The organism is Citrobacter sp. NCU1, assembly GCF_010231475.1.
Taxonomy (GTDB): domain Bacteria; phylum Pseudomonadota; class Gammaproteobacteria; order Enterobacterales; family Enterobacteriaceae; genus Citrobacter_D.
Genome location: NZ_NRDO01000006.1, coordinates 101,401 through 121,086, shown reverse-complemented (window position 1 = coordinate 121,086; position 19,686 = coordinate 101,401). Strand labels below are relative to the sequence as shown.

21 protein-coding genes are annotated in these 19,686 nt (G+C 51.7%); 11 read left to right on the top strand and 10 right to left on the bottom strand.

Going from position 1 to position 19,686, the window contains the following annotated elements:
* Window position 1: 1 nt before the first annotated feature.
* The 3 genes from CJP72_RS02875 (at window position 2) to CJP72_RS02865 (ending at window position 2,445) form a co-directional block, all read left to right on the top strand.
* A complete protein-coding gene (locus CJP72_RS02875) occupies window positions 2–883 on the top strand; it encodes a PTS system mannose/fructose/sorbose family transporter subunit IID (protein WP_202882567.1) in 882 nt (293 codons plus the stop codon).
* Window positions 884–901: 18 nt separating this feature from the next.
* The gene (locus CJP72_RS02870) at window positions 902–1,642 is read left to right on the top strand and encodes a sugar isomerase domain-containing protein (RefSeq protein WP_162379391.1); all 741 of its coding nucleotides are present in this window, start codon (window positions 902–904) and stop codon (window positions 1,640–1,642) included.
* A 98-nt stretch (window positions 1,643–1,740) separates the two neighbouring features.
* The gene (locus tag CJP72_RS02865; protein ID WP_162379390.1) at window positions 1,741–2,445 is read left to right on the top strand and encodes a copper homeostasis protein CutC; all 705 of its coding nucleotides are present in this window, start codon (window positions 1,741–1,743) and stop codon (window positions 2,443–2,445) included.
* 147 nt (window positions 2,446–2,592) lie between these two features.
* Here the strand turns inward: CJP72_RS02865 and rsmI are convergent, their stop codons facing one another.
* Window positions 2,593–3,456, bottom strand: a complete 864-nt coding sequence (gene rsmI, locus CJP72_RS02860) for a 16S rRNA (cytidine(1402)-2'-O)-methyltransferase (protein ID WP_162379389.1) — start codon at window positions 3,454–3,456, stop codon at window positions 2,593–2,595.
* Window positions 3,457–3,518: 62 nt separating this feature from the next.
* Here rsmI and CJP72_RS02855 point away from each other — a divergent pair, with 62 nt between their 5' ends.
* From CJP72_RS02855 to dolP, 4 genes are read left to right on the top strand one after another with little or no spacing between them, the layout of a single operon-like run.
* A complete protein-coding gene (locus CJP72_RS02855) occupies window positions 3,519–5,573 on the top strand; it encodes a penicillin-binding protein activator (protein WP_162379388.1) in 2,055 nt (684 codons plus the stop codon).
* Window positions 5,531–5,926 (top strand): YraN family protein, encoded by a 396-nt coding sequence (locus tag CJP72_RS02850; RefSeq protein WP_162379387.1) that lies wholly within the window; start codon window positions 5,531–5,533, stop codon window positions 5,924–5,926. The genes CJP72_RS02855 and CJP72_RS02850 overlap by 43 nt, the downstream gene beginning before the upstream one ends.
* A gap of 20 nt (window positions 5,927–5,946) precedes the next feature.
* Window positions 5,947–6,537 carry a DnaA initiator-associating protein DiaA gene (gene diaA / locus CJP72_RS02845; RefSeq protein ID WP_012908572.1) on the top strand — a complete coding sequence of 197 codons (591 nt, stop codon included), beginning with the start codon at window positions 5,947–5,949 and terminating at the stop codon, window positions 6,535–6,537.
* A 9-nt stretch (window positions 6,538–6,546) separates the two neighbouring features.
* Complete coding sequence (dolP, locus tag CJP72_RS02840; RefSeq protein ID WP_162379386.1) at window positions 6,547–7,122, top strand: division/outer membrane stress-associated lipid-binding lipoprotein; 576 nt, start codon at window positions 6,547–6,549, stop codon at window positions 7,120–7,122.
* Between the two features lie 49 nt (window positions 7,123–7,171).
* Here dolP and CJP72_RS02835 read toward each other — a convergent pair whose 3' ends face one another.
* Together CJP72_RS02835 and CJP72_RS02830 are read right to left on the bottom strand one after the other, a co-directional pair.
* On the bottom strand, window positions 7,172–7,807 hold the full coding sequence (locus CJP72_RS02835) for an NAD(P)H-binding protein (RefSeq protein ID WP_162379385.1): 636 nt from the start codon (window positions 7,805–7,807) through the stop codon (window positions 7,172–7,174).
* 37 nt (window positions 7,808–7,844) lie between these two features.
* Window positions 7,845–8,285, bottom strand: a complete 441-nt coding sequence (locus CJP72_RS02830) for a YhbP family protein (protein WP_162379384.1) — start codon at window positions 8,283–8,285, stop codon at window positions 7,845–7,847.
* Window positions 8,286–8,335: 50 nt separating this feature from the next.
* Between CJP72_RS02830 and CJP72_RS02825 the strand changes: the two genes are divergently transcribed.
* Entirely contained in the window at window positions 8,336–8,638 is a 303-nt protein-coding gene (locus CJP72_RS02825; RefSeq protein ID WP_162379383.1) for a GIY-YIG nuclease family protein, read from the top strand.
* On the opposite strand, the gene CJP72_RS02820 is transcribed toward CJP72_RS02825, so the two are convergent.
* Together CJP72_RS02820 and ubiT are read right to left on the bottom strand one after the other, a co-directional pair.
* Window positions 8,625–9,128 carry a GNAT family N-acetyltransferase gene (locus CJP72_RS02820; protein ID WP_162379382.1) on the bottom strand — a complete coding sequence of 168 codons (504 nt, stop codon included), beginning with the start codon at window positions 9,126–9,128 and terminating at the stop codon, window positions 8,625–8,627. The genes CJP72_RS02825 and CJP72_RS02820 overlap by 14 nt on opposite strands.
* Window positions 9,122–9,646, bottom strand: a complete 525-nt coding sequence (ubiT, locus tag CJP72_RS02815) for a ubiquinone anaerobic biosynthesis accessory factor UbiT (protein WP_162379535.1) — start codon at window positions 9,644–9,646, stop codon at window positions 9,122–9,124. Before ubiT ends, CJP72_RS02820 begins: the two co-directional genes overlap by 7 nt.
* 220 nt (window positions 9,647–9,866) lie before the next feature.
* Here ubiT and ubiU point away from each other — a divergent pair, with 220 nt between their 5' ends.
* From ubiU to CJP72_RS02800, 3 genes are all read left to right on the top strand, one after another.
* The gene (gene ubiU / locus CJP72_RS02810; protein ID WP_162379381.1) at window positions 9,867–10,862 is read left to right on the top strand and encodes a ubiquinone anaerobic biosynthesis protein UbiU; all 996 of its coding nucleotides are present in this window, start codon (window positions 9,867–9,869) and stop codon (window positions 10,860–10,862) included.
* An 8-nt stretch (window positions 10,863–10,870) separates the two neighbouring features.
* The gene (locus CJP72_RS02805) at window positions 10,871–11,749 is read left to right on the top strand and encodes a U32 family peptidase (RefSeq protein WP_162379380.1); all 879 of its coding nucleotides are present in this window, start codon (window positions 10,871–10,873) and stop codon (window positions 11,747–11,749) included.
* A 78-nt stretch (window positions 11,750–11,827) separates the two neighbouring features.
* Window positions 11,828–12,835 carry a luciferase-like monooxygenase gene (locus CJP72_RS02800; RefSeq protein ID WP_162379379.1) on the top strand — a complete coding sequence of 336 codons (1,008 nt, stop codon included), beginning with the start codon at window positions 11,828–11,830 and terminating at the stop codon, window positions 12,833–12,835.
* 90 nt (window positions 12,836–12,925) lie between these two features.
* On the opposite strand, the gene mtr is transcribed toward CJP72_RS02800, so the two are convergent.
* The 5 genes from mtr to pnp all read right to left on the bottom strand — a co-directional run bounded on the left by mtr (window position 12,926) and on the right by pnp (window position 19,548).
* Complete coding sequence (mtr, locus tag CJP72_RS02795) at window positions 12,926–14,170, bottom strand: tryptophan permease (RefSeq protein ID WP_162379378.1); 1,245 nt, start codon at window positions 14,168–14,170, stop codon at window positions 12,926–12,928.
* 153 nt (window positions 14,171–14,323) lie between these two features.
* The gene (gene deaD / locus CJP72_RS02790) at window positions 14,324–16,240 is read right to left on the bottom strand and encodes an ATP-dependent RNA helicase DeaD (protein ID WP_162379377.1); all 1,917 of its coding nucleotides are present in this window, start codon (window positions 16,238–16,240) and stop codon (window positions 14,324–14,326) included.
* Entirely contained in the window at window positions 16,233–16,313 is an 81-nt protein-coding gene (yrbN, locus tag CJP72_RS02785) for a protein YrbN (protein ID WP_010723222.1), read from the bottom strand. Before yrbN ends, deaD begins: the two co-directional genes overlap by 8 nt.
* Before the next feature lie 105 nt (window positions 16,314–16,418).
* Window positions 16,419–17,303 (bottom strand): lipoprotein NlpI, encoded by an 885-nt coding sequence (gene nlpI, locus CJP72_RS02780; RefSeq protein WP_162379376.1) that lies wholly within the window; start codon window positions 17,301–17,303, stop codon window positions 16,419–16,421.
* A 109-nt stretch (window positions 17,304–17,412) separates the two neighbouring features.
* Complete coding sequence (gene pnp, locus CJP72_RS02775) at window positions 17,413–19,548, bottom strand: polyribonucleotide nucleotidyltransferase (protein WP_162379375.1); 2,136 nt, start codon at window positions 19,546–19,548, stop codon at window positions 17,413–17,415.
* Window positions 19,549–19,686: the final 138 nt, after the last annotated feature.

The window sequence follows — 19,686 nt, the reverse complement described above, 5'->3', positions numbered from 1 at the left end:
TATGAGCATATCAGAGACAGATTACATTTCAAATGATGACAAATCATTAATGAGCAATGAAGAAAAGGATTCTGACCAGGAAACCTGCATTACTAAAAAGGATCTATTTAAGGTCTATCTCCGTAATTTTACGGTGCAAGCATCGTGGTCTTACGAGCGAATGCAGGGGCTTGGGTTTGCAATATGCATGTCTCCCATTCTAAAGAAAATCTATAAAAATGAGCCTGAAAAGCTAAACGAAAGCCTGGTCAGACACATGGATTTTTTCAATACATGTCCTAACTATGGCACCCCTCCTATTTTGGGTATCGTCACAGCACTGGAAGAAAAGAGAGCAGACCCCGACCTTATTCGCGGGGTGAAAACAGGAATGATGGGGCCATTAGCGGGTGTTGGCGACACGATGATGTTTGCTATTCTTGGCCCACTTCTCTTTTCTATACCAGCATCAATGGCGTTAGCAAAAAATATTCATGGGGCTTATATTGCGCTGGCAATAACGCAGATATTATTTATTGTATTTAATTTATTTTTAAAATGGCGACTCCTTAATCTTGGATATTCTCAGGGGAGTAGTCTTGCCACCCAATCATCCGGCGTCCTGGAGCGTTTCACATTTGGCGCGGGGATTCTTGGGTTAATCGTGGTTGGTTCTCTAATAGGCTCAATAATTAACTTATCGACACCATTGACATGGCAGTTCGGTGATTATAAGTTCGAACTACAGGTTGTACTTGATACACTATTGCCAAAACTATTCCCTGTTCTCACCGTGGCATTTGTCTATTATTTATTAAAGGTCTGGAAATTAAGCCCAGTAAAAATAATAGGTTTCCTTTTCCTGATATTCACCACTCTCGGGGCATTAGGAATTGTAAAATAATTTTTAAGGAAAACACAAATGAATCTCAATAAAACCAAAGAATATTTAAACATCGTTAACCAACAGTTAAGTAAAATAGAAGAGAGTGAAAGCAAAAATATTGAAGATGCAGCCAACGTGATCAGCGATACATTAGAGAAAGATGGGTTAATCTATATTTTTGGCACAGGTCACTCTCAAATGTTTAGCCTGGAAATGTTTTACCGGGCCGGAGGGCTGGTCCCGGTACATCCAATGTTGGAAGCATCTGTTGCGATGTACACAGGGACAAAAACATCTGAATACGAAAGAGTACCTGATATAGGAAAAGTAATTTTTAAAAAGTCCGGCATGACGTCAAAAGATACTTTAATTATAGTTTCTCATTCCGGTAGAAACCCTATGCCTGTGGACCTGGCTGAGTCAGCCAAAGCTGCTGGTGTAAGTATTATTACAATTGCATCAGGTGCATTTATGGCTGGAGTATCCTCACGCCATCCATCAGGAAAATTCGTCAAAGATTTTGCTGATGTTATCATTGATAACCATTGCGATCTAGGTGATGCAGTCATTGATATCGAAGGAATGAGTACCAAAGTAGCAGGAACCTCTTCCATCCTTTCAATTGCCATCATTGAATCTATCGTCGCAACGACAATTAATATCTGCGTGAACAGAGGATTCACTCCTCCCGTCTGGATGAGCGGCAATCTTGATAATGGAGATGCACACAACGAGCAGCATTATCTTCAGTATCGAAACCGTATTCCTTACTTATAAAATACATCTGATTTTCTTCGGGAATATTTCATCACAGATGAAATATTCCCGACATAAACATCATCCACATCTAATCAGACTCATTACCAGGATCTTGTATGTTAGAAGTGATTGCTACATCGCTGAATGATGCTTTAATTGCACAAAAATGTGGTGCAGACCGTCTTGAAATTGTATCCCATCCAGAGCATGGGGGATTAACACCAGACCTGGAAGTAGTTCGTGAAATCAGCCAGGCTGTTAATTTGCCGTTAGCCATAATGATACGACCACATCCTCATCATTTTTTCTATGACGATGATGACATCCAAACCATGGCCAGGGATATTTATCAATTTTCGATGTTGGGTGTTGAGTCCATCGTTTCCGGTGTATTAGATAAAAGTGGTGATATTGCGCAACAAAAACTCGAAGAATTATTAAAAGCAAGCTCTCCTTGTAACTTCGTTTTTCATCGCGCAATTGAACAGACACCTGAAATATTAACATCAATAGAAATACTTAGTTCACACCCTATAATTAGACGCGTATTGACCAATTATAAACTCAAGGATTTTCATGGTGAACTTGATAAACTTAACTCACTGATAAACAGCACTGAGAAACTGGGTATCACAACAGTTCTCGGAGGCGGTATAAATGAAGAAACATTAGATTTCTTACACCAAAACTCTGCAGTTAAAGCATTTCATGTGGGTTCAGCGGTTAGAGTAAATGGCCACTGGGATGAAAATATTGATCCAGAGAAACTAACTCGACTGGTTAGTATATTAAATAAAAATAAAGCACATGATATCGTCTAAAAACTGTCGTTTTAGGCACGACTACCGATATGACTGGTGATATTAAATAGTGCCTGACCGTGCTAGCGCAAGATATGAATAACGTAAATCTGCCGGGCAGTGCGATGCCTGCCCAGTCAGTACCAAGGATATTAACATCCAGGACTTTTATTCACCCTGCTGCTCCAGCGCATACTTATACAGCGCATTCTTTTTCACGCCGTGGATTTCGGCGGCCAACGCGGCGGCCTTTTTCAGCGGAAGTTCCGCCTGTAATAATGCCAGCGTGCGTAGCGCATCGGCGGGAAGATCATCGTCCTGCGCTTTATGCCCTTCGACAATCAGTACCATCTCACCTTTGCGACGGTTTTCGTCCTCTTTCACCCACGCCAGCAGTTCACCCACCGGCGCGCCATGAATCGTTTCCCAGGTTTTAGTCAGTTCACGGGCCAGTACTACATAGCGGGACTCCCCCCACACAGCGACCATATCTTCCAGACTGTCCAATAAACGGTGGGTGGATTCATAGAAAATCAGCGTACGCGGTTCTGCTTCGATAGCCTTCATCGCATCGCGCCGCCCTTTGGATTTTGCAGGCAGGAATCCTTCGTAGCAAAAACGGTCCGACGGCAGTCCGGCAGCACTTAAGGCCGCAATCGCGGCGCACGGTCCTGGCAATGGCACCACGCGAATCCCCGCTTCACGGCAGGTTCGCACCAGGTGATAGCCAGGATCATTGATTAACGGCGTTCCCGCATCGGAAACCAGTGCAATGTTCTGCCCTTCTTTGAGTTTCGCCACCAGCGTTTCGGCCTTTTGCTGCTCGTTATGGTCATGCAGCGCAAACAGGCGAGCGTTAATCGCAAAGTGTTGTAACAATAATCCTGTGTGGCGAGTATCTTCAGCAGCAATTAAATCAACGGCTTGTAAAACTTCGAGTGCTCGTTGGGTAATATCAGCCAAATTCCCGATAGGAGTAGGTACAATATAGAGCTGGCCTTGAGAATTATCCGCCGATTCGTGTTGTTTCATTGTGTCGTCCGTATTGCCGATTTAATATTGAGCATTGCGTAAAAAATATCACTGGATACAGTATGGTACCCTCAACATTTTCTCGTTTGAAAGCCGCGCGCTGTCTGCCCGTCGTCCTGGCAGCATTGATGTTCGCCGGTTGTGGCACCCAGGCGCCCGATCAGAGTGCAGCCCATATGCAGGGCGCTGCACAGGCTGATTCCGGCTTTTATCTGCAACAGATGCAGCAAAGTTCAGATGATAGCAAGACCAACTGGCAATTACTCGCCATTCGTGCACTGCTGAAGGAAGGTAAAAGTCAGCAGGCGGTCGAATTGTTTAACCAGTTGCCGCAAAATCTGAACGATACCCAACGCCGCGAGCAGTCTCTGCTGGCAGTGGAAATCAAACTGGCGCAAAAAGATGTGGCTGGCGCGCAGGAGTTGCTGGATAAGCTGACGCCTGCTGATTTCGATCAAAACCAACAGGCGCGTTACTGGCAGGCGCAAATTGATGCCAGCGAGGGACATCCTTCCCTCTCCTTACTGCGTGCGTTAATCGCGCAGGAGCCGTTGCTGGCCGTTAAAGACAAGCAGAAGAATATTGATGCGACCTGGCAGGCGCTTTCGTCCATGACGCAGGAACAGGCTCAGGCGCTGGTCATTAATGCGGATGAAAATGTCCTGCAAGGATGGCTGGATCTGCAGCGTGTCTGGTTTGATAACCGTAACGACCCGGACATGATGAAGGCAGGCATTGCTGACTGGCAAAAACGCTACCCGCAAAACCCGGGTGCGACACTGTTGCCCACGCAGTTGACTAACGTCCAGAGCTTCAAACCCGCCTCCACCAGTAAAATAGCCCTTCTGTTGCCGTTGAACGGCCAGGCGGCGGTCTTTGGTCGCACAATCCAGAAGGGTTTTGAAGCGGCAAAAAATATGGGGACTCAACCCGTCGCCGCGCAACCGACAACAACACCTGCGTCTGCGGCGGAACCTGTCATAGCGGAGAGTCAACCGCAAGCAAGTGACGATGTCGCCAGCCCTTCTCAGGCTTCCGTCAGCGACCTGACGAACGATCAACAAACGCAACCCGATGCGCCAGCTAGCGCAGTGCAAGCCGCACCGGCGCAACCGGTAACGGCAAGTGCCCCAGCGAACCCTTCTGCGGAACTGAAAGTCTATGACACCAGTTCCCAGCCGCTGAGCCAAATCCTGGCTCAGGTTCAGCAAGATGGCGCCAGCATTGTTGTCGGTCCGCTGTTGAAAAATAACGTAGAAGAGCTGATGAAGAGCAACACCCCGCTGAACGTGCTGGCGCTGAATCAGCCGGAAGCGGTACAGAATCACGCCAATATTTGTTACTTTGCCCTTTCTCCGGAAGATGAAGCACGTGATGCGGCACGCCATATCCGTGAGCAGGGGAAACAAGCCCCCCTGTTGCTGGTTCCGCGTAGCGGGCTGGGCGATCGTGTGACAAACGCTTTTGCAAAGGAATGGCAGAAATTGGGCGGCAGTACCGTGTTGCAGCAGAAGTTTGGCTCAACCGCTGAGCTGCGAATGGGCGTCAACGGCGGTGCCGGCATTGCTCTGAGTGGAAGCCCTGTCACCACCAGCACCACGTCACAACCAGGCGTCACGATTGGCGATCTGACGATTCCAGCCCCGCCGACTGACGCGCAAATCACAGGCAGCGCTGGTCACGTGGATGCGGTCTATATTCTGGCAACGCCAGAAGAAATCGCCTTTATTAAGCCGATGATCGCTATGCGTAACGGTAGCCAGAGCGGTGCGACACTGTACGCCAGCTCACGCAGCGCACAAGGGACCGCAGGCCCAGACTTCCGTCTGGAAATGGAAGGTTTGCAATACAGCGAAATTCCAATGCTGGCGGGCAATAATGCCCCACTGATGCAGCAGGCGCTCAGCGCTGTGGGTAATGATTACTCTCTCGCCCGTATGTATGCCATGGGCGTTGACGCCTGGTCTCTGGCGAACAATTTCTCGCAGATGCGCCAGATGCAAGGTTTTGAGCTTAACGGGAATACCGGCGCACTCACTGCCACGCCGGATTGTGTGATTAACAGGAAGTTATCATGGCTCAAATACCAGCAAGGACAGGTTGTTCCCGCCAGTTAACGCATAAACAGACTGGGGACGCGTGGGAAGCCGCTGCGCGTCAATGGCTGGAATGCAAAGGACTGCGTTTTATTGCCGCCAACGTGCACGAACGCGGTGGCGAAATAGATCTGATCATGCGTGAAGGCAATACCACCGTTTTTGTCGAAGTCCGTTACCGCCGCTCCGCCTTATTTGGGGGAGCGGCGGCCAGTGTGACCCGGAGCAAACAACACAAATTATTACAGACCGCCCGTTTGTGGCTCGCGCGTCATAACGGAAGTTTTGATACTGTGGATTGCCGGTTCGATGTGTTAGCCTTCACCGGAAATGATGTTGAGTGGATTCAGAATGCGTTTAACGATCGCTCGTAATTGAAGATTTAAGGATTAGCGTGCTAGAAAGAATCAAAGTTTGCTTTACAGAAAGCATTCAAACTCAAATTGCTGCGGCAGAAGCACTCCCGGATGCTATCTCCCGCGCCGCCATGACGCTGGTTCACTCCCTGCTCAATGGCAACAAAATTCTCTGTTGTGGTAATGGTACTTCCGCTGCTAACGCACAGCATTTTGCTGCCAGCATGATCAACCGTTTTGAAACAGAACGGCCCAGTTTACCTGCCATTGCACTTAATACCGATAATGTGGTCTTAACGGCGATTGCTAACGATCGTCTGCATGATGAAATCTATGCCAAACAGGTCCGCGCGCTGGGACACGCGGGAGATGTCCTGTTGGCAATTTCAACGCGCGGCAATAGCCGCGATATTGTAAAAGCCGTAGAAGCCGCCGTCACACGTGACATGACCATTGTGGCGCTAACCGGTTATGACGGAGGCGAACTGGCCGGATTGTTGGGGCCACAGGATGTTGAGATTCGTATCCCTTCACACCATAGCGCGCGCATTCAGGAAATGCATATGCTGACGGTAAACTGCTTGTGCGATCTGATCGATAACACGCTTTTCCCTCACCAGGATGATTAAGGAGTACACATGAAGGCACTTTCGCCGCTCGCAGTCCTTATTTCTGCGTTGCTGTTGCAAGGTTGCGTCGCTGCTGCCGTTGTCGGTACTGCAGCCGTTGGAACAAAAGCCGTAACTGACCCGCGTAGCGTAGGGACCCAGGTCGACGACAGTACCCTGGAGTTACGCGTGAGCAGTGCGCTGTCTAAAGACGCACAAATCAAGAAAGAAGCACGCATCAACGTAACAGCGTATCAGGGTAAAGTTCTGCTCGTTGGCCAGACGCCAAATACTGAGTTGTCCTCAAGAGCAAAACAAATTGCCATGGGCGTGGAAGGAACGACTGAGGTGTTTAACGAGGTCCGTCAGGGCCAGCCAATCAGTTTGAGCGAGGCTTCAAACGACACCTGGATTACGACGAAAGTACGCTCCCAGTTGCTCACCAGCGACCAGGTAAAATCGTCAAACGTGAAAGTGACCACTGAAAATGGAGAAGTCTTCCTGATGGGTCTGGTGACTGACCGTGAAGCGAAAGCGGCGGCGGATATGGCCAGTCGCGTCAGCGGTGTGAAACGCGTCACGACCGCCTTTACTTTTATTAAGTAAGCGTCATCCACTGCCCGGTGACACGTCACCGGGTATGTTCACGACACCTTCACGCCGCTCTTTCGCGAAGCTGTGAAGAGTTCAAAATGGTCACACCTTCATGGTCCGGTGACAGAGCTTGTGCCAGCATCACGCTTGCCACATCACGCGCCTCAATCGATTTCCAGTTTCCTGGCAAGAGCCGAAATAACGGTGCAAAGATCGTTTCATTCATTCGTTGCTTCGATCTCTCGCCGAGCAGCATGGAAGGACGCACAATGGTCAATCTTGGCCAGTTTTGCGCCATCAGCGCCTCTTCCATCTCGCCTTTTACCCGATTGTAGAAAAAAGGCGAATGGGCATTTGCCCCTATCGCACTAACCACCAGCATATGCTGCGCCCCCAGACGTTTTCCTGTCAGAGCGGTGTCCACTACCAGCGTATAGTCCGCATGGATAAACGCTTCTTTACTTCCCGCCTCACGCCGGGTTGTTCCCAAACAGCAAAAGACAATATCAATCGGATCGGTGACCTGCGCCAGCGCATCGGTGAGTTGTGGATCGTGCGGGTTATAGATACCCACCGTATCCGGGAGAGGACGACGGGTAGGCGCGGCGATTGCATGAATCTTCGGTTCGTTCAGCAACATTCGCAGTAGATGGCCGCCCACCAGCCCTGTCGCTCCCGTGATTAACACCTGGCTCATCGCGTCTCCTGGTTTCTGGCATCAGTGTGCCCTCTAACTATAGAACACCGGTTTGCTCACGTAACCAGTGCATTTTTTTGCCAAATCCCAGCGTATTGTCTGTGAACTTGATTTCATCCAGACGGATTTCCCATACGGGCGCAGGCAGCACTCTGGCAACGGGAAAACGACGGTCATACAACCTGCGGGCGGCAACACTTTCTTCCCCCTCCAGGCGCCGGATTTCCCCTTTAAATTGTACACCGCGGATCAGAGCAACGGTTTTTGGCTGACCATTCACCGTCCCGGCAACGGGCGCTCGCGGTCCGGACATCCTTGCATGGCGGGTTTTCTCTTCCGTCAGCACATAAAATGCCATCTTCCCGGCATCAAACAGGTAAAAGGCATTGGCGCACCACAGTTCGCCTTCATGGTGTACACACCAGGTCACAACGTGCTGTTTCGTTAGCCAGCGAGTTATCGCAGCAAGTGTTTCCATCTCTGTTCTCTCTTATACTGAGCGCCTGAACGTTAACATATGATCATTCAATGACACCCTGGTATCTTTATCTCATCCGCACCGCAGACAACGCGCTCTACACAGGGATAACCACCGATGTGGATCGCCGTTACAGACAACATCAAAGTGGGAAAGGGGCAAAAGCGTTACGCGGGAAAGGGGAATTGACGCTGGTATTTTCAGCACAAGTCGGCGATCGCTCTCTCGCCCTGCGCATGGAATATCGGGTCAAGCAACTGACAAAACCCCAGAAAGAGCGTCTGGTGGCGAAGGGAGAAGGGTTTGAGGCGTTGTTAGCCAGCCTGCAAACCCTTTCGCTTAAAAACGATTGAAATGGTCGTGATATTCCACCAGACCCGTGACACCGTTTAGCGCGTCTTCTGCCAGTCGGTGAACCAGGAAGGCGCTTTCTGTTCCCGGCCAGCGGCAATGCAGATCGTAATGCGCAGCCAGTTCGAAACCAAAGCGACTGTATAATGCCGCATCACCTAACGTCACTACGGCGGCATAGCCGAACTCATTAAGCGAATCCAGTCCTTCGTAGACCAGTTGACGAGCCAGCCCCTGCCCACGGTAGTTTTCATCCACCGCCAACGGCGCCATCCCAACCCATTGCAGATCCTCGCCCTGCACATCAACAGGGCTGAACGCAACGTAACCAATCACCTGACCTTCATCGTCAGTGGCAACCAGACCCAGCGTCAGAAAACCGTCTTCACGCAGGTCATGGACCAGTTTCGCTTCCGCATCGCTTTCGAACGAACGGCGTAACAGGGCATCAATACCAGGGGCATCAATGGGAATTTCTACTCGAATCAGCATGGTTCACCTACCGATGTCTGTTTAGTTTCTGGCGAGTGTTTCATGCCCGCCTCAACAAAATCTGCCAGCTGCATCAGCATAACGCGTAACGCTTTTGGCATCTGCTCCAGTTCGATCGCATCCATCAGGTTTTTCACATACAGCCCTAACTCGGTATCACCTTCGATCACCAGGCGGCGCTGAAAGAAAAGCGTATCCGGATCCTGTTTACGTGCCGCGATCATCAGCAAATCACTGGCGTCGGCACTAAAACTCACGTCGGCTTCAGCATTCTGGCTGACGATAAGTTTGCCATTCTCAACAGAGGTATACCATCTGAGGCCAATATCACGAACATGAATACTTAACCAACGACCTTCGAGGAACTCCAGCTCCCCATCTGCCAGCGCCTGGCGAAATTGCCAGCTCAGGACCTGTTCCAGAACCTGGCGCTTTAACGCAAAGGGCGTCAGTTTAACCGGTACACTCATCAGAGAAGGACCAACATGTACTAAGCGTGAACGCAGTTTTTCCAACACGAGCTTTACTCCCTGTTTCATTAGTCCTGCTATTTTGCCATATCAGATAAACAACATGGCGGCGTAAATCAACAATTACGTGTGAAATTGCGACCCCGCTATTGGTGTTACCAATACGACTTTAACTGCCTTAAATCAAAAATTGTCGCAGCAAGGTTAACTAAAATCCCTGTTCGTTAACAATTATGCGTCCCAGGCGGCGCAATCTTCAGGATAAATTATGGAGCTGCTCTGCCCTGCCGGAAATCTCCCGGCGCTTAAGGCGGCCATTGAGAACGGCGCTGATGCCGTTTATATCGGGCTGAAAGACGATACCAACGCCCGCCACTTCGCCGGCCTTAACTTTACCGAGAAAAAATTGCAGGAAGCGGTGAGTTTTGTTCATCAACATCGCCGTAAGCTGCACATCGCGATTAACACATTTGCGCACCCGGACGGTTACGCCCGCTGGCAGCGCGCTGTGGATATGGCGGCACAACTCGGTGCAGATGCGCTGATTCTCGCCGACCTTGCGATGCTTGAGTATGCAGCAGTTCGTTACCCCCATATTGAGCGCCATGTCTCTGTTCAGGCATCTGCCACCAATGAGGAGGCGGTGAACTTTTATCATCGCAATTTCGACGTTGCGCGTGTTGTCCTCCCACGCGTACTGTCGATTCATCAGGTTAAACAGCTTGCGCGCGCAACGCCTGTACCACTGGAAGTATTTGCTTTCGGAAGCCTGTGCATCATGGCAGAAGGCCGTTGCTATCTCTCTTCTTATCTGACAGGCGAATCGCCCAATACCGTTGGCGCGTGTTCTCCAGCCCGATTTGTACGCTGGCAGCAAACGCCACAGGGTCTGGAATCCCGTCTGAATGAAGTGCTGATTGACCGCTATCAGGACGGTGAGAATGCAGGTTACCCAACCCTGTGTAAAGGCCGCTATCTGGTGGATGGTGAACGCTATCATGCGCTGGAGGAACCGACCAGCCTCAATACGTTAGAGCTATTGCCGGAACTGCTGGCCGCCAATATCGCCTCAGTGAAAATCGAAGGCCGCCAGCGTAGCCCGGCCTACGTTAGTCAGGTGGCGAAAGTGTGGCGTCAGGCGATCGATCGCTGTAAAGCTGACCCACAAAACTTTGTCCCGCAAAGCGCATGGATGGAAACACTCGGTTCGATGTCCGAAGGCACGCAAACAACGCTTGGTGCATATCACCGTAAATGGCAGTGAGAAAAGCAATGAAATATTCCTTAGGGCCGGTGTTGTATTACTGGCCGAAAGAGACGCTGGAAGCGTTTTATCAGCACGCTGCCACCAGCAAAGCCGACGTGATTTATCTCGGCGAGGCGGTTTGTAGTAAGCGTCGCGCAACCAAAGTCGGCGACTGGTTGGATATGGCAAAATCGCTCGCCGGAAGCGGCAAGCAGATTGTGCTTTCAACGCTGGCGCTGGTTCAGGCCTCGTCTGAACTGGGCGAACTGAAGCGTTATGTCGAAAATGGCGACTTCCTGCTGGAAGCCAGCGATCTCGGCGTCGTAAACATGTGCGCTGAACGCAAACTGCCGTTTGTCGCCGGACATGCGCTCAACTGCTACAACGCCGTGACGCTGCGTCTGCTGCTCAAACAGGGGATGGTGCGTTGGTGTATGCCGGTAGAGCTTTCACGCGACTGGCTGGTGAATCTGCTCAACCAATGCGATGAACTGGGCATTCGCCAGCAGTTTGAAGTGGAAGTGTTAAGCTACGGTCATTTGCCGCTGGCCTATTCAGCCCGCTGCTTTACCGCCCGTTCGGAAGACCGCCCGAAGGATGAGTGTGAAACTTGCTGTATCCACTATCCGAATGGCCGCAATGTGTTGTCTCAGGAGAATCAGCAGGTATTCGTGCTCAACGGGATTCAGACGATGAGTGGGTACGTCTACAACCTCGGAAATGAACTGAACTCCATGCAAGGGTTGGTCGATATCGTACGTTTGTCGCCGCTTGGCACAGAGACGTTCGCCATGCTCGACGCCTTCCGCGCCAACGAAAATGGCCTTTCGCCGCTGCCTCTGACGGCGCACAGCGACTGTAACGGTTACTGGAAGCGTCTCGCTGGTCTGGAGTTACAGGCGTAAAAAAGCTCACTTTGTTAACAACGGTAATCAAATTTTAATGCAGTATTAAATGATTCACCGTCGACAAAGTGAGCTGTTATGACAGACAAAACTATTCCCTTTTCGGTGCTGGACCTGGCGCCGATCCCCGAAGGTTCCTGTGCCAAAGAAGCGTTCTCGCACTCTCTGGATCTCGCCCGGCTGGCAGAAAAACGTGGCTATCGTCGCTTCTGGCTGGCAGAGCATCACAACATGACCGGTATTGCCAGTGCGGCAACCTCGGTACTGATTGGCTATCTGGCAGCGAACACGACCACCCTCCACCTGGGGTCCGGCGGCGTCATGTTGCCAAACCATTCCCCGCTGGTGATTGCGGAGCAGTTCGGTACGCTCAACACACTTTATCCGGGGCGTATCGACTTAGGATTAGGTCGCGCACCGGGCAGCGATCAACCGACAATGCGCGCGCTGCGTCGCCATATGAGCAGCGATATCGATAACTTCCCGCGCGACGTGGCCGAACTGGTGGACTGGTTCGACGCCCGCGATCCGAATCCGCTGGTACGCCCGATCCCCGGCTACGGCGAGAAAATCCCTGTATGGCTGCTCGGCTCCAGCCTGTATGGTGCTCAGTTGGCCGCGCAACTCGGTCTGCCGTTTGCTTTTGCCTCTCACTTCGCGCCAGATATGCTGTTCCAGGCGCTGCATTTGTACCGCACGCAGTTTAAGCCGTCTGAGCGTCTTGAGAAGCCCTATGCCATGGTGTGTATCAATATTATCGCCGCCGACAGCAACCGTGATGCCGAATTCTTGTTTACCTCGATGCAGCAGGCATTCGTCAAATTACGTCGTGGCGAGACAGGGCAACTGCCGCCGCCAGTAGAAAATATGCATCCGTTGTGGTCCGCCTCCGAACAGTATGGCGTCCAGCAGGCGCTGAGTATGTCGTTGGTGGGAGATAAAGCAAAAGTACGTCACGGTCTGGAATCCATCCTGCGTGAAACCCTGGCGGATGAGATCATGGTCAACGGACAAATTTTCGATCACCAGGCGCGGCTACACTCATTTGGGTTGGCGATGGATGTGAAAGAAGAGTTGGTGGGGTAGCGCGTTGTTTTGCCCGGTGGCGCTTCGCTTTCCAGGCCTACAGAATCAAGTAGGCCGGATAAGGCGCAGCCGCCATCCGGCACAACAACGTTACTGATACACTGGCAACAGATTAAAGCTCGACAAGATATGCACCAGCGCATTGCCAACACCAAATACCAGAATCAACGCAATCATCGGCTTGCCACCCCAAACGCGGAACTTCGGGCTGCCAAAGCGCTTACGTGACGCTCGCGCCAGCAGTGCCGGAACAATAGCCGCCCAGATGGTCGCCGCCAGTCCTGCATAGCCGATAGCGTACAGGAAACCGTTCGGCCACAGCAGGCCGCCAATGATAGGCGGAACGAAGGTCAGCAATGCCGTTTTAAAGCGGCCCAATGCGGAGTCGTCAAAACCAAATAGATCCGCCAGATAGTCAAACAGGCCCAGCGTAACACCGAGGAAAGAGCTCGCTACCGCAAAGTTAGAGAACACCACCAGCAGCAGATCCAGGCTTCGGCTGTTCAGTACGCCACTCAGCGCCTGTACCAACACATCAATATTACCCCCCTTCTGTGCGATGCCGATAAATTCCGGGCGTGGAATATTGCCCATCGTCCCCAGCAACCAGACGGTGTACAACACCAGCGCCAGTAGCGTTCCGTAGACCAGGCACTTCACGATAGTGCGCGGATCTTTGCCGTAATACTTCATCAAGCTCGGTACGTTGCCGTGATAACCAAACGAGGCCAGACAGAATGGCAGGGTCATCAACAGATAAGGCGTGTACGATGCGTCGCTTTCCGTCACGTTAAACAGCGTTGTTGGCGTCACGTGCCCCAATAAACTGCCGAAAGTCAGGAAGAACGTAATGACCTTCGCGCCCAGCACGATCGCCGTCATCCGGCTAACGGCTTTGGTGCTCAGCCACACCACAAACGCCACCAACAGCGCAAATGCTAAACCTGCCGCCCGCGCCGGAACGTTCAAGGACATTTCGGCAAAGGTGTGATGCAGAATCGAACCACTCGCAGAGATGTAGGCATAGGTCAGGATGTACAGGACAAAGGCGATGGATATGCCGTTGACCACGTTCCAGCTTTTACCCAGCAGGTCTTTGGTGATGGTGTCAAAGCTCGAACCAATCCGGTAGTTGAGGTTAGCTTCCAGGATCATCATCCCCGAATGCAGCATACAAAACCAGGTAAAGATCAGCGCCGCCATTGACCAAAAGAACCAGCTACCCGCCATCACCACCGGCAGGGAAAACATCCCTGCGCCGATAATGGTACCGCCAATAATCACTACGCCGCCAAGCAGCGAAGGGGACGTTTGGGTGGTGGTTAGTGTTGCCATTCAGCCATCTCTCCAGTGAATAATATTGCAACTGCATTTTATTGTGTCGCACAGTACCAGTACACGAGTACAAAAGAAATAAAAAAAGCCCCGATGATAAATATCGGGGCTGTCTATTTTACTTTACAGTACGGATGCGTTGATCAGCGTAAATTACGCGTCACCACCGAAACGACGACGACCGGTGGAATCATCGCGACGCGGCGCACGCCCTTCACGACGCTCACCGCTGAAACGACGACCGTCGCCACGGCCACCTTCACGGCGATCACCGGCAAAACCGCGACCTTCGCCACGACCGCCTTCACGACGCTCGCCACCAAAGCTACGACCACCACCACGACGCTCACCACCAGTGTGCGGTTGCGCATCGCCAACCAGCTGCATATTCATCGGCTTGTTCAGGATACGGGTGCGCGTAAAGTGCTGCAGCACGTCGCCCGGCATACCTTTCGGCAGTTCGATGGTGGAGTGGGAAGCAAACAGCTTGATGTTACCGATGTAACGGCTGCTGATATCACCTTCGTTAGCGATCGCACCAACGATATGACGTACTTCAACACCGTCATCACGACCCACTTCAATGCGGTACAGCTGCATATCGCCAACGTCACGACGTTCACGACGCGGACGGTCTTCACCACCACGTTCTGGACGATCGCCACGCGGACCACGATCGTTACGATCGCGCGGACCACGGTCATCACGGTCACGGAATTCACGCTTAGGACGCATTGGCGCATCTGGCGGAACGATCAGAGTACGTTCGCCCTGTGCCATTTTCAGCAGTGCCGCAGCCAGAGTTTCGAGATCCAGCTCTTCACCTTCTACCGTCGGCTGGATTTTTGCCAGCAGCGCGCGGTATTGATCCAGATCGCTGCTTTCCAGCTGCTGCTGAACTTTAGCGGCGAATTTCTCCAGACGGCGTTTGCCCAGCAGTTCTGCGTTCGGCAGTTCTACTTCCGGAATGGTCAATTTCATGGTGCGTTCGATGTTACGCAGCAGACGACGCTCACGGTTCTCAACGAACAGCAAAGCACGACCCGCACGACCCGCACGACCGGTACGACCGATACGGTGAACGTAAGACTCAGAGTCCATCGGGATGTCGTAGTTCACAACAAGGCTGATACGCTCAACGTCCAGACCACGTGCGGCAACGTCAGTTGCAATCAGGATATCCAGACGGCCGTCTTTCAGACGTTCCAGAGTCTGCTCACGCAGCGCCTGGTTCATGTCGCCGTTCAGCGCGGCGCTGTTATAACCGCTACGCTCCAGCGCTTCAGCCACTTCCAGGGTCGCATTTTTGGTACGAACGAAGATAATCGCCGCGTCAAAATCTTCCGCTTCCAGGAAACGCACCAGCGCTTCATTTTTACGCATACCCCAGACAGTCCAGTAGCTCTGGCTGATGTCCGGGCGAGTCGTCACGCTGGACTGAATACGCACTTCCTGCGGCTCTTTCATAAAGCGGCGGGTAATACGACGAATTGCTTCCGGCATGGTGGCAGAGAACAAGGCAGTCTGATGACCTTCCGGGATCTGCGCCATAATGGTTTCAACGTCTTCGATGAAGCCCATACGCAGCATTTCGTCAGCTTCATCCAGTACTAGACCGCTCAGCTTAGAGAGATCCAGCGTACCGCGCTTCAGGTGATCCAGCAGACGGCCCGGCGTACCGACAACGATCTGCGGCCCCTGACGCAGGGCACGTAATTGCACGTCATAACGCTGGCCGCCGTACAGAGCAACCACGTTCACGCCGCGCATGTGTTTAGAGAAATCCGTCATGGCTTCAGCAACCTGAACCGCCAGTTCGCGGGTCGGTGCCAGCACCAGGATTTGAGGTGCTTTCAGCTCAGGATCAAGATTGTTGAGCAGCGGTAAAGAGAACGCTGCCGTTTTGCCGCTACCCGTCTGGGCCATGCCCAGAACATCGCGGCCGCCCAGCAGATGCGGAATGCACTCTGCCTGGATTGGAGATGGTTTTTCGTAACCCAGATCGTTAAGGGCTTCAAGGATAGGAGCCTTCAGGCCCAGATCTGCAAAAGTGGTTTCGAATTCAGCCATGTAGTACGTGTGCCTCAAAATTAATGGCGGCCAGTCTACATAACTCATCATGAAATTGATCTGCAATTTTCATTGAAAAGTGTGAACCGGCTCAAAGTAGGTGTATTAACGAACAACAACGCCCTCACCCGTGAAGGTGATGGCAATCAAAAAGATTACGGGCTGATGTGTACGTCAGCTATTGCTGGTCCGATTCTGCCAGGTCATCTTGGTCCTGGCCCAGGAGCGATAATTCCAACAATGCGTATCGGTGCTCAACAAAGTTATGAACGTTGTTAGCCACCGCCAGTTTGAACAATGCCGTAGCGTTGTCCAAATCCCCCAGACTTAGGTAGTACTTACCTAAATAGAAGTTGGTTTCACTGAGATGCTCAGCGAGCGAGGTGTTATCCGTTGCGTCTGCCTTGAGCCTTTCCATCAACGTTGCTTCGCTAATGTTGCCCAGGTAGAACTCGACAATGTTCCATCCCCATTGCTCTTTATCCGATTTCTCGAAACGTTGCTTTAACGTTTCTTTAGCCTGCTTCTCATCGAGCTTCTGCTCAGCGAGATAAAGCCACAGACTGCGGAAAGGATCATTGGGATCGTCTTGATAAAACGCCAGCAGATCATCTTGCGCTAACTTATCGCGACCGCCGTAATACAATGCGATACCACGATTTAAGTGCGCGTAGTTGTAAGTTGGATCAAGCTCAAGTACAGAATCAAACGCTTCATAGGCAGCATCAAAATTGCCTGCCTGCGTTAAATAAATGCCTAAGTAATTGAATACTTCAGGCATATCTGGTCGGATTGCCAGCGCTTGTGAAAAATCATTTCGCGCTAATGCCCTCAGACCGAGACTATCATACAACACTCCGCGCTCATATAAAAGCTGTGCGCGTTCGTCATCGGTTAAAGCCCGACTGGCAAGAATTTGTTCCATGCGTGCCAGAATCACTTCCTGCTGCAAAGTCGGTTGCAATGGCACTGCGAGGACTTCACTCTTACGCCAGGAAGAGTTGCTGCATCCTGCCAGCGTGAGAGCTGTCGCAACGAAACACCAGCGCAAAAAAGGCTTCATTTCCCACTCCCGAAGACAACGATTGAATGAACGTCCTGTTCCCCGGTTGCTAACAAGGCATCCTGCCGGGTCAGAGGCCCTCCGCAATGGCGGAGGGCAAATGGCAACCTTACTCGCCTTGTTCTGCTACCGGTGCTTCCGGCGCAGCAGCTGGCTGAGACTGCTCAGTTGCTTCTTTAATGCTCAAACGTACACGGCCCTGGCGATCAACTTCCAGAACTTTCACCGGTACTTCCTGACCCATCTGCAGGTAATCAGTCACTTTCTCAACACGCTTGTCAGCGATCTGAGAGATGTGAACCAGACCTTCTTTACCGCCGCCGATGGCAACGAATGCGCCAAAGTCAACGATACGGGTTACTTTACCAGTGTAGATGCGACCCACTTCAATTTCTGCCGTAATTTCTTCGATGCGACGGATAGCATATTTTGCTTTCTCACCGTCGGTCGCCGCGATCTTAACAGTACCGTCATCTTCGATTTCGATAGTGGTGCCGGTTTCTTCGGTCAGCGCACGGATGACAGAACCGCCTTTACCGATAACGTCTTTGATCTTGTCCGGGCTGATCTTAATGGTATGAATACGCGGAGCGAACTGAGAAATATCGCCGCGTGGCGCGTTGATCGCCTGTTCCATCACACCCAGGATGTGCAGACGCGCACCTTTAGCCTGGTTCAGAGCAACCTGCATGATCTCTTTGGTGATACCTTCGATTTTGATATCCATCTGAAGTGCAGAGATCCCATCGCGGGAACCCGCCACTTTGAAGTCCATGTCGCCCAGGTGATCTTCGTCACCCAGAATGTCAGACAGAACAACATAGTTATCGCCTTCTTTCACCAGACCCATTGCGATACCCGCAACGGCGGCTTTGATCGGCACGCCTGCGTCCATCAGTGCCAGAGAAGCACCACACACGGAAGCCATGGATGAAGATCCATTGGATTCAGTGATTTCAGACACTACGCGAACGGTGTACGGGAATTTCTCAATATCCGGCATAACCGCCAGCACGCCGCGCTTCGCCAGACGACCGTGACCGATTTCACGACGCTTCGGAGAACCGACCATACCCGTTTCACCCACGCAGTACGGAGGGAAGTTGTAATGGAACAGGAAAGTGTCAGTACGCTCGCCCATCAGTTCATCAAGATTCTGAGCATCACGTGTTGTTCCCAGCGTTGCAGTAACCAGCGCCTGAGTTTCACCACGGGTAAACAGTGCAGAACCGTGGGTACGTGGCAGAACGCCAGTGCGCACATCCAGGCCACGGATCATGTCTTTTTCACGACCATCGATACGCGGTTCACCTGCCAGTACGCGGCTACGAACGACGTTTTTCTCGATTGCGTGCAGGATTTCACCCAGCTCGTTAGCGTCCAGGGTTTCATCTTCTGCAACCAGCGTCGCGATCACTTCAGATTTGATCACATCAACCTGAGCATAACGTTCCTGCTTGTCGGTGATGCGGTAAGCATCGCTCAGGCGGGATTCTGCCAGAGCTGCAACGCGCGCATTCAGTGCGTCGTTTGCCGCTTCCGGCTGCCAGTCCCAACGCGGTTTGCCAGCTTCTTTAACCAGTTCGTTGATGTTCTGGATAACAACCTGCTGTTGATCATGACCAAACACAACCGCACCCAGCATCTGGTCTTCGCTCAGCAATTCTGCTTCGGATTCAACCATCAGCACGGCCGCTTCGGTACCCGCAACCACCAGGTCCAGTTTGCTTTCTTTCAGTTCGTCCTGAGTCGGGTTCAGAACATACTGGTCATTGATGTAACCAACACGTGCAGCACCGATTGGGCCGTTGAACGGGATCCCAGACAGAGACAGCGCAGCAGAAGCACCAATCATCGCCACGATATCCGGGTTAACCTGCGGGTTAACGGAAACCACGGTCGCGATAACCTGAACTTCGTTGACGAAACCTTCCGGGAACAGCGGACGAACCGGGCGGTCAATCAGACGCGCAATCAGGGTTTCGCCTTCACTTGGACGGCCTTCACGACGGAAGAAGCTGCCTGGGATACGACCAGCAGCGTAGGTACGCTCCTGATAGTTAACGGTCAGCGGGAAAAAGTCCTGGCCTGGCTTCGCTTTCTTCTGACCTACAACGGTAACGAATACCGCAGTGTCATCCATGCTAACCATCACAGCGGCAGTTGCCTGACGCGCCATCATGCCGGTTTCCAGCGTTACGGTGTGTTGGCCGTACTGGAATTTACGAACGATCGGATTAAGCAAAATTCTATCCTTTCTCTAATTTTTGATAGCGCCACCGGCGCCATCGTTAATACCCGATCTTCAGTGCATCCTCGCGACTAATGACAATCCTAACCCGTCATCGGGTCAAGCCTCTCATTAGCCGCGCGAACCTCTGCA

What these genes read in the sequence shown, in the direction of transcription:
- CJP72_RS02875 (WP_202882567.1), top strand. Translation starts at nt 2, where the DNA reads ATGAGCATATCAGAGACAGATTACATTTCAAATGATGACAAATCATTA.
- CJP72_RS02870 (WP_162379391.1), top strand. Translation starts at nt 902, where the DNA reads ATGAATCTCAATAAAACCAAAGAATATTTAAACATCGTTAACCAACAG.
- CJP72_RS02865 (WP_162379390.1), top strand. Translation starts at nt 1,741, where the DNA reads ATGTTAGAAGTGATTGCTACATCGCTGAATGATGCTTTAATTGCACAA.
- rsmI (WP_162379389.1), bottom strand. Translation starts at nt 3,456, where the DNA reads ATGAAACAACACGAATCGGCGGATAATTCTCAAGGCCAGCTCTATATT.
- CJP72_RS02855 (WP_162379388.1), top strand. Translation starts at nt 3,519, where the DNA reads ATGGTACCCTCAACATTTTCTCGTTTGAAAGCCGCGCGCTGTCTGCCC.
- CJP72_RS02850 (WP_162379387.1), top strand. Translation starts at nt 5,531, where the DNA reads ATGGCTCAAATACCAGCAAGGACAGGTTGTTCCCGCCAGTTAACGCAT.
- dolP (WP_162379386.1), top strand. Translation starts at nt 6,547, where the DNA reads ATGAAGGCACTTTCGCCGCTCGCAGTCCTTATTTCTGCGTTGCTGTTG.
- CJP72_RS02835 (WP_162379385.1), bottom strand. Translation starts at nt 7,807, where the DNA reads ATGAGCCAGGTGTTAATCACGGGAGCGACAGGGCTGGTGGGCGGCCAT.
- CJP72_RS02830 (WP_162379384.1), bottom strand. Translation starts at nt 8,285, where the DNA reads ATGGAAACACTTGCTGCGATAACTCGCTGGCTAACGAAACAGCACGTT.
- CJP72_RS02825 (WP_162379383.1), top strand. Translation starts at nt 8,336, where the DNA reads ATGACACCCTGGTATCTTTATCTCATCCGCACCGCAGACAACGCGCTC.
- CJP72_RS02820 (WP_162379382.1), bottom strand. Translation starts at nt 9,128, where the DNA reads ATGCTGATTCGAGTAGAAATTCCCATTGATGCCCCTGGTATTGATGCC.
- ubiU (WP_162379381.1), top strand. Translation starts at nt 9,867, where the DNA reads ATGGAGCTGCTCTGCCCTGCCGGAAATCTCCCGGCGCTTAAGGCGGCC.
- CJP72_RS02805 (WP_162379380.1), top strand. Translation starts at nt 10,871, where the DNA reads ATGAAATATTCCTTAGGGCCGGTGTTGTATTACTGGCCGAAAGAGACG.
- CJP72_RS02800 (WP_162379379.1), top strand. Translation starts at nt 11,828, where the DNA reads ATGACAGACAAAACTATTCCCTTTTCGGTGCTGGACCTGGCGCCGATC.
- mtr (WP_162379378.1), bottom strand. Translation starts at nt 14,170, where the DNA reads ATGGCAACACTAACCACCACCCAAACGTCCCCTTCGCTGCTTGGCGGC.
- deaD (WP_162379377.1), bottom strand. Translation starts at nt 16,240, where the DNA reads ATGGCTGAATTCGAAACCACTTTTGCAGATCTGGGCCTGAAGGCTCCT.
- yrbN (WP_010723222.1), bottom strand. Translation starts at nt 16,313, where the DNA reads ATGAAAATTGCAGATCAATTTCATGATGAGTTATGTAGACTGGCCGCC.
- nlpI (WP_162379376.1), bottom strand. Translation starts at nt 17,303, where the DNA reads ATGAAGCCTTTTTTGCGCTGGTGTTTCGTTGCGACAGCTCTCACGCTG.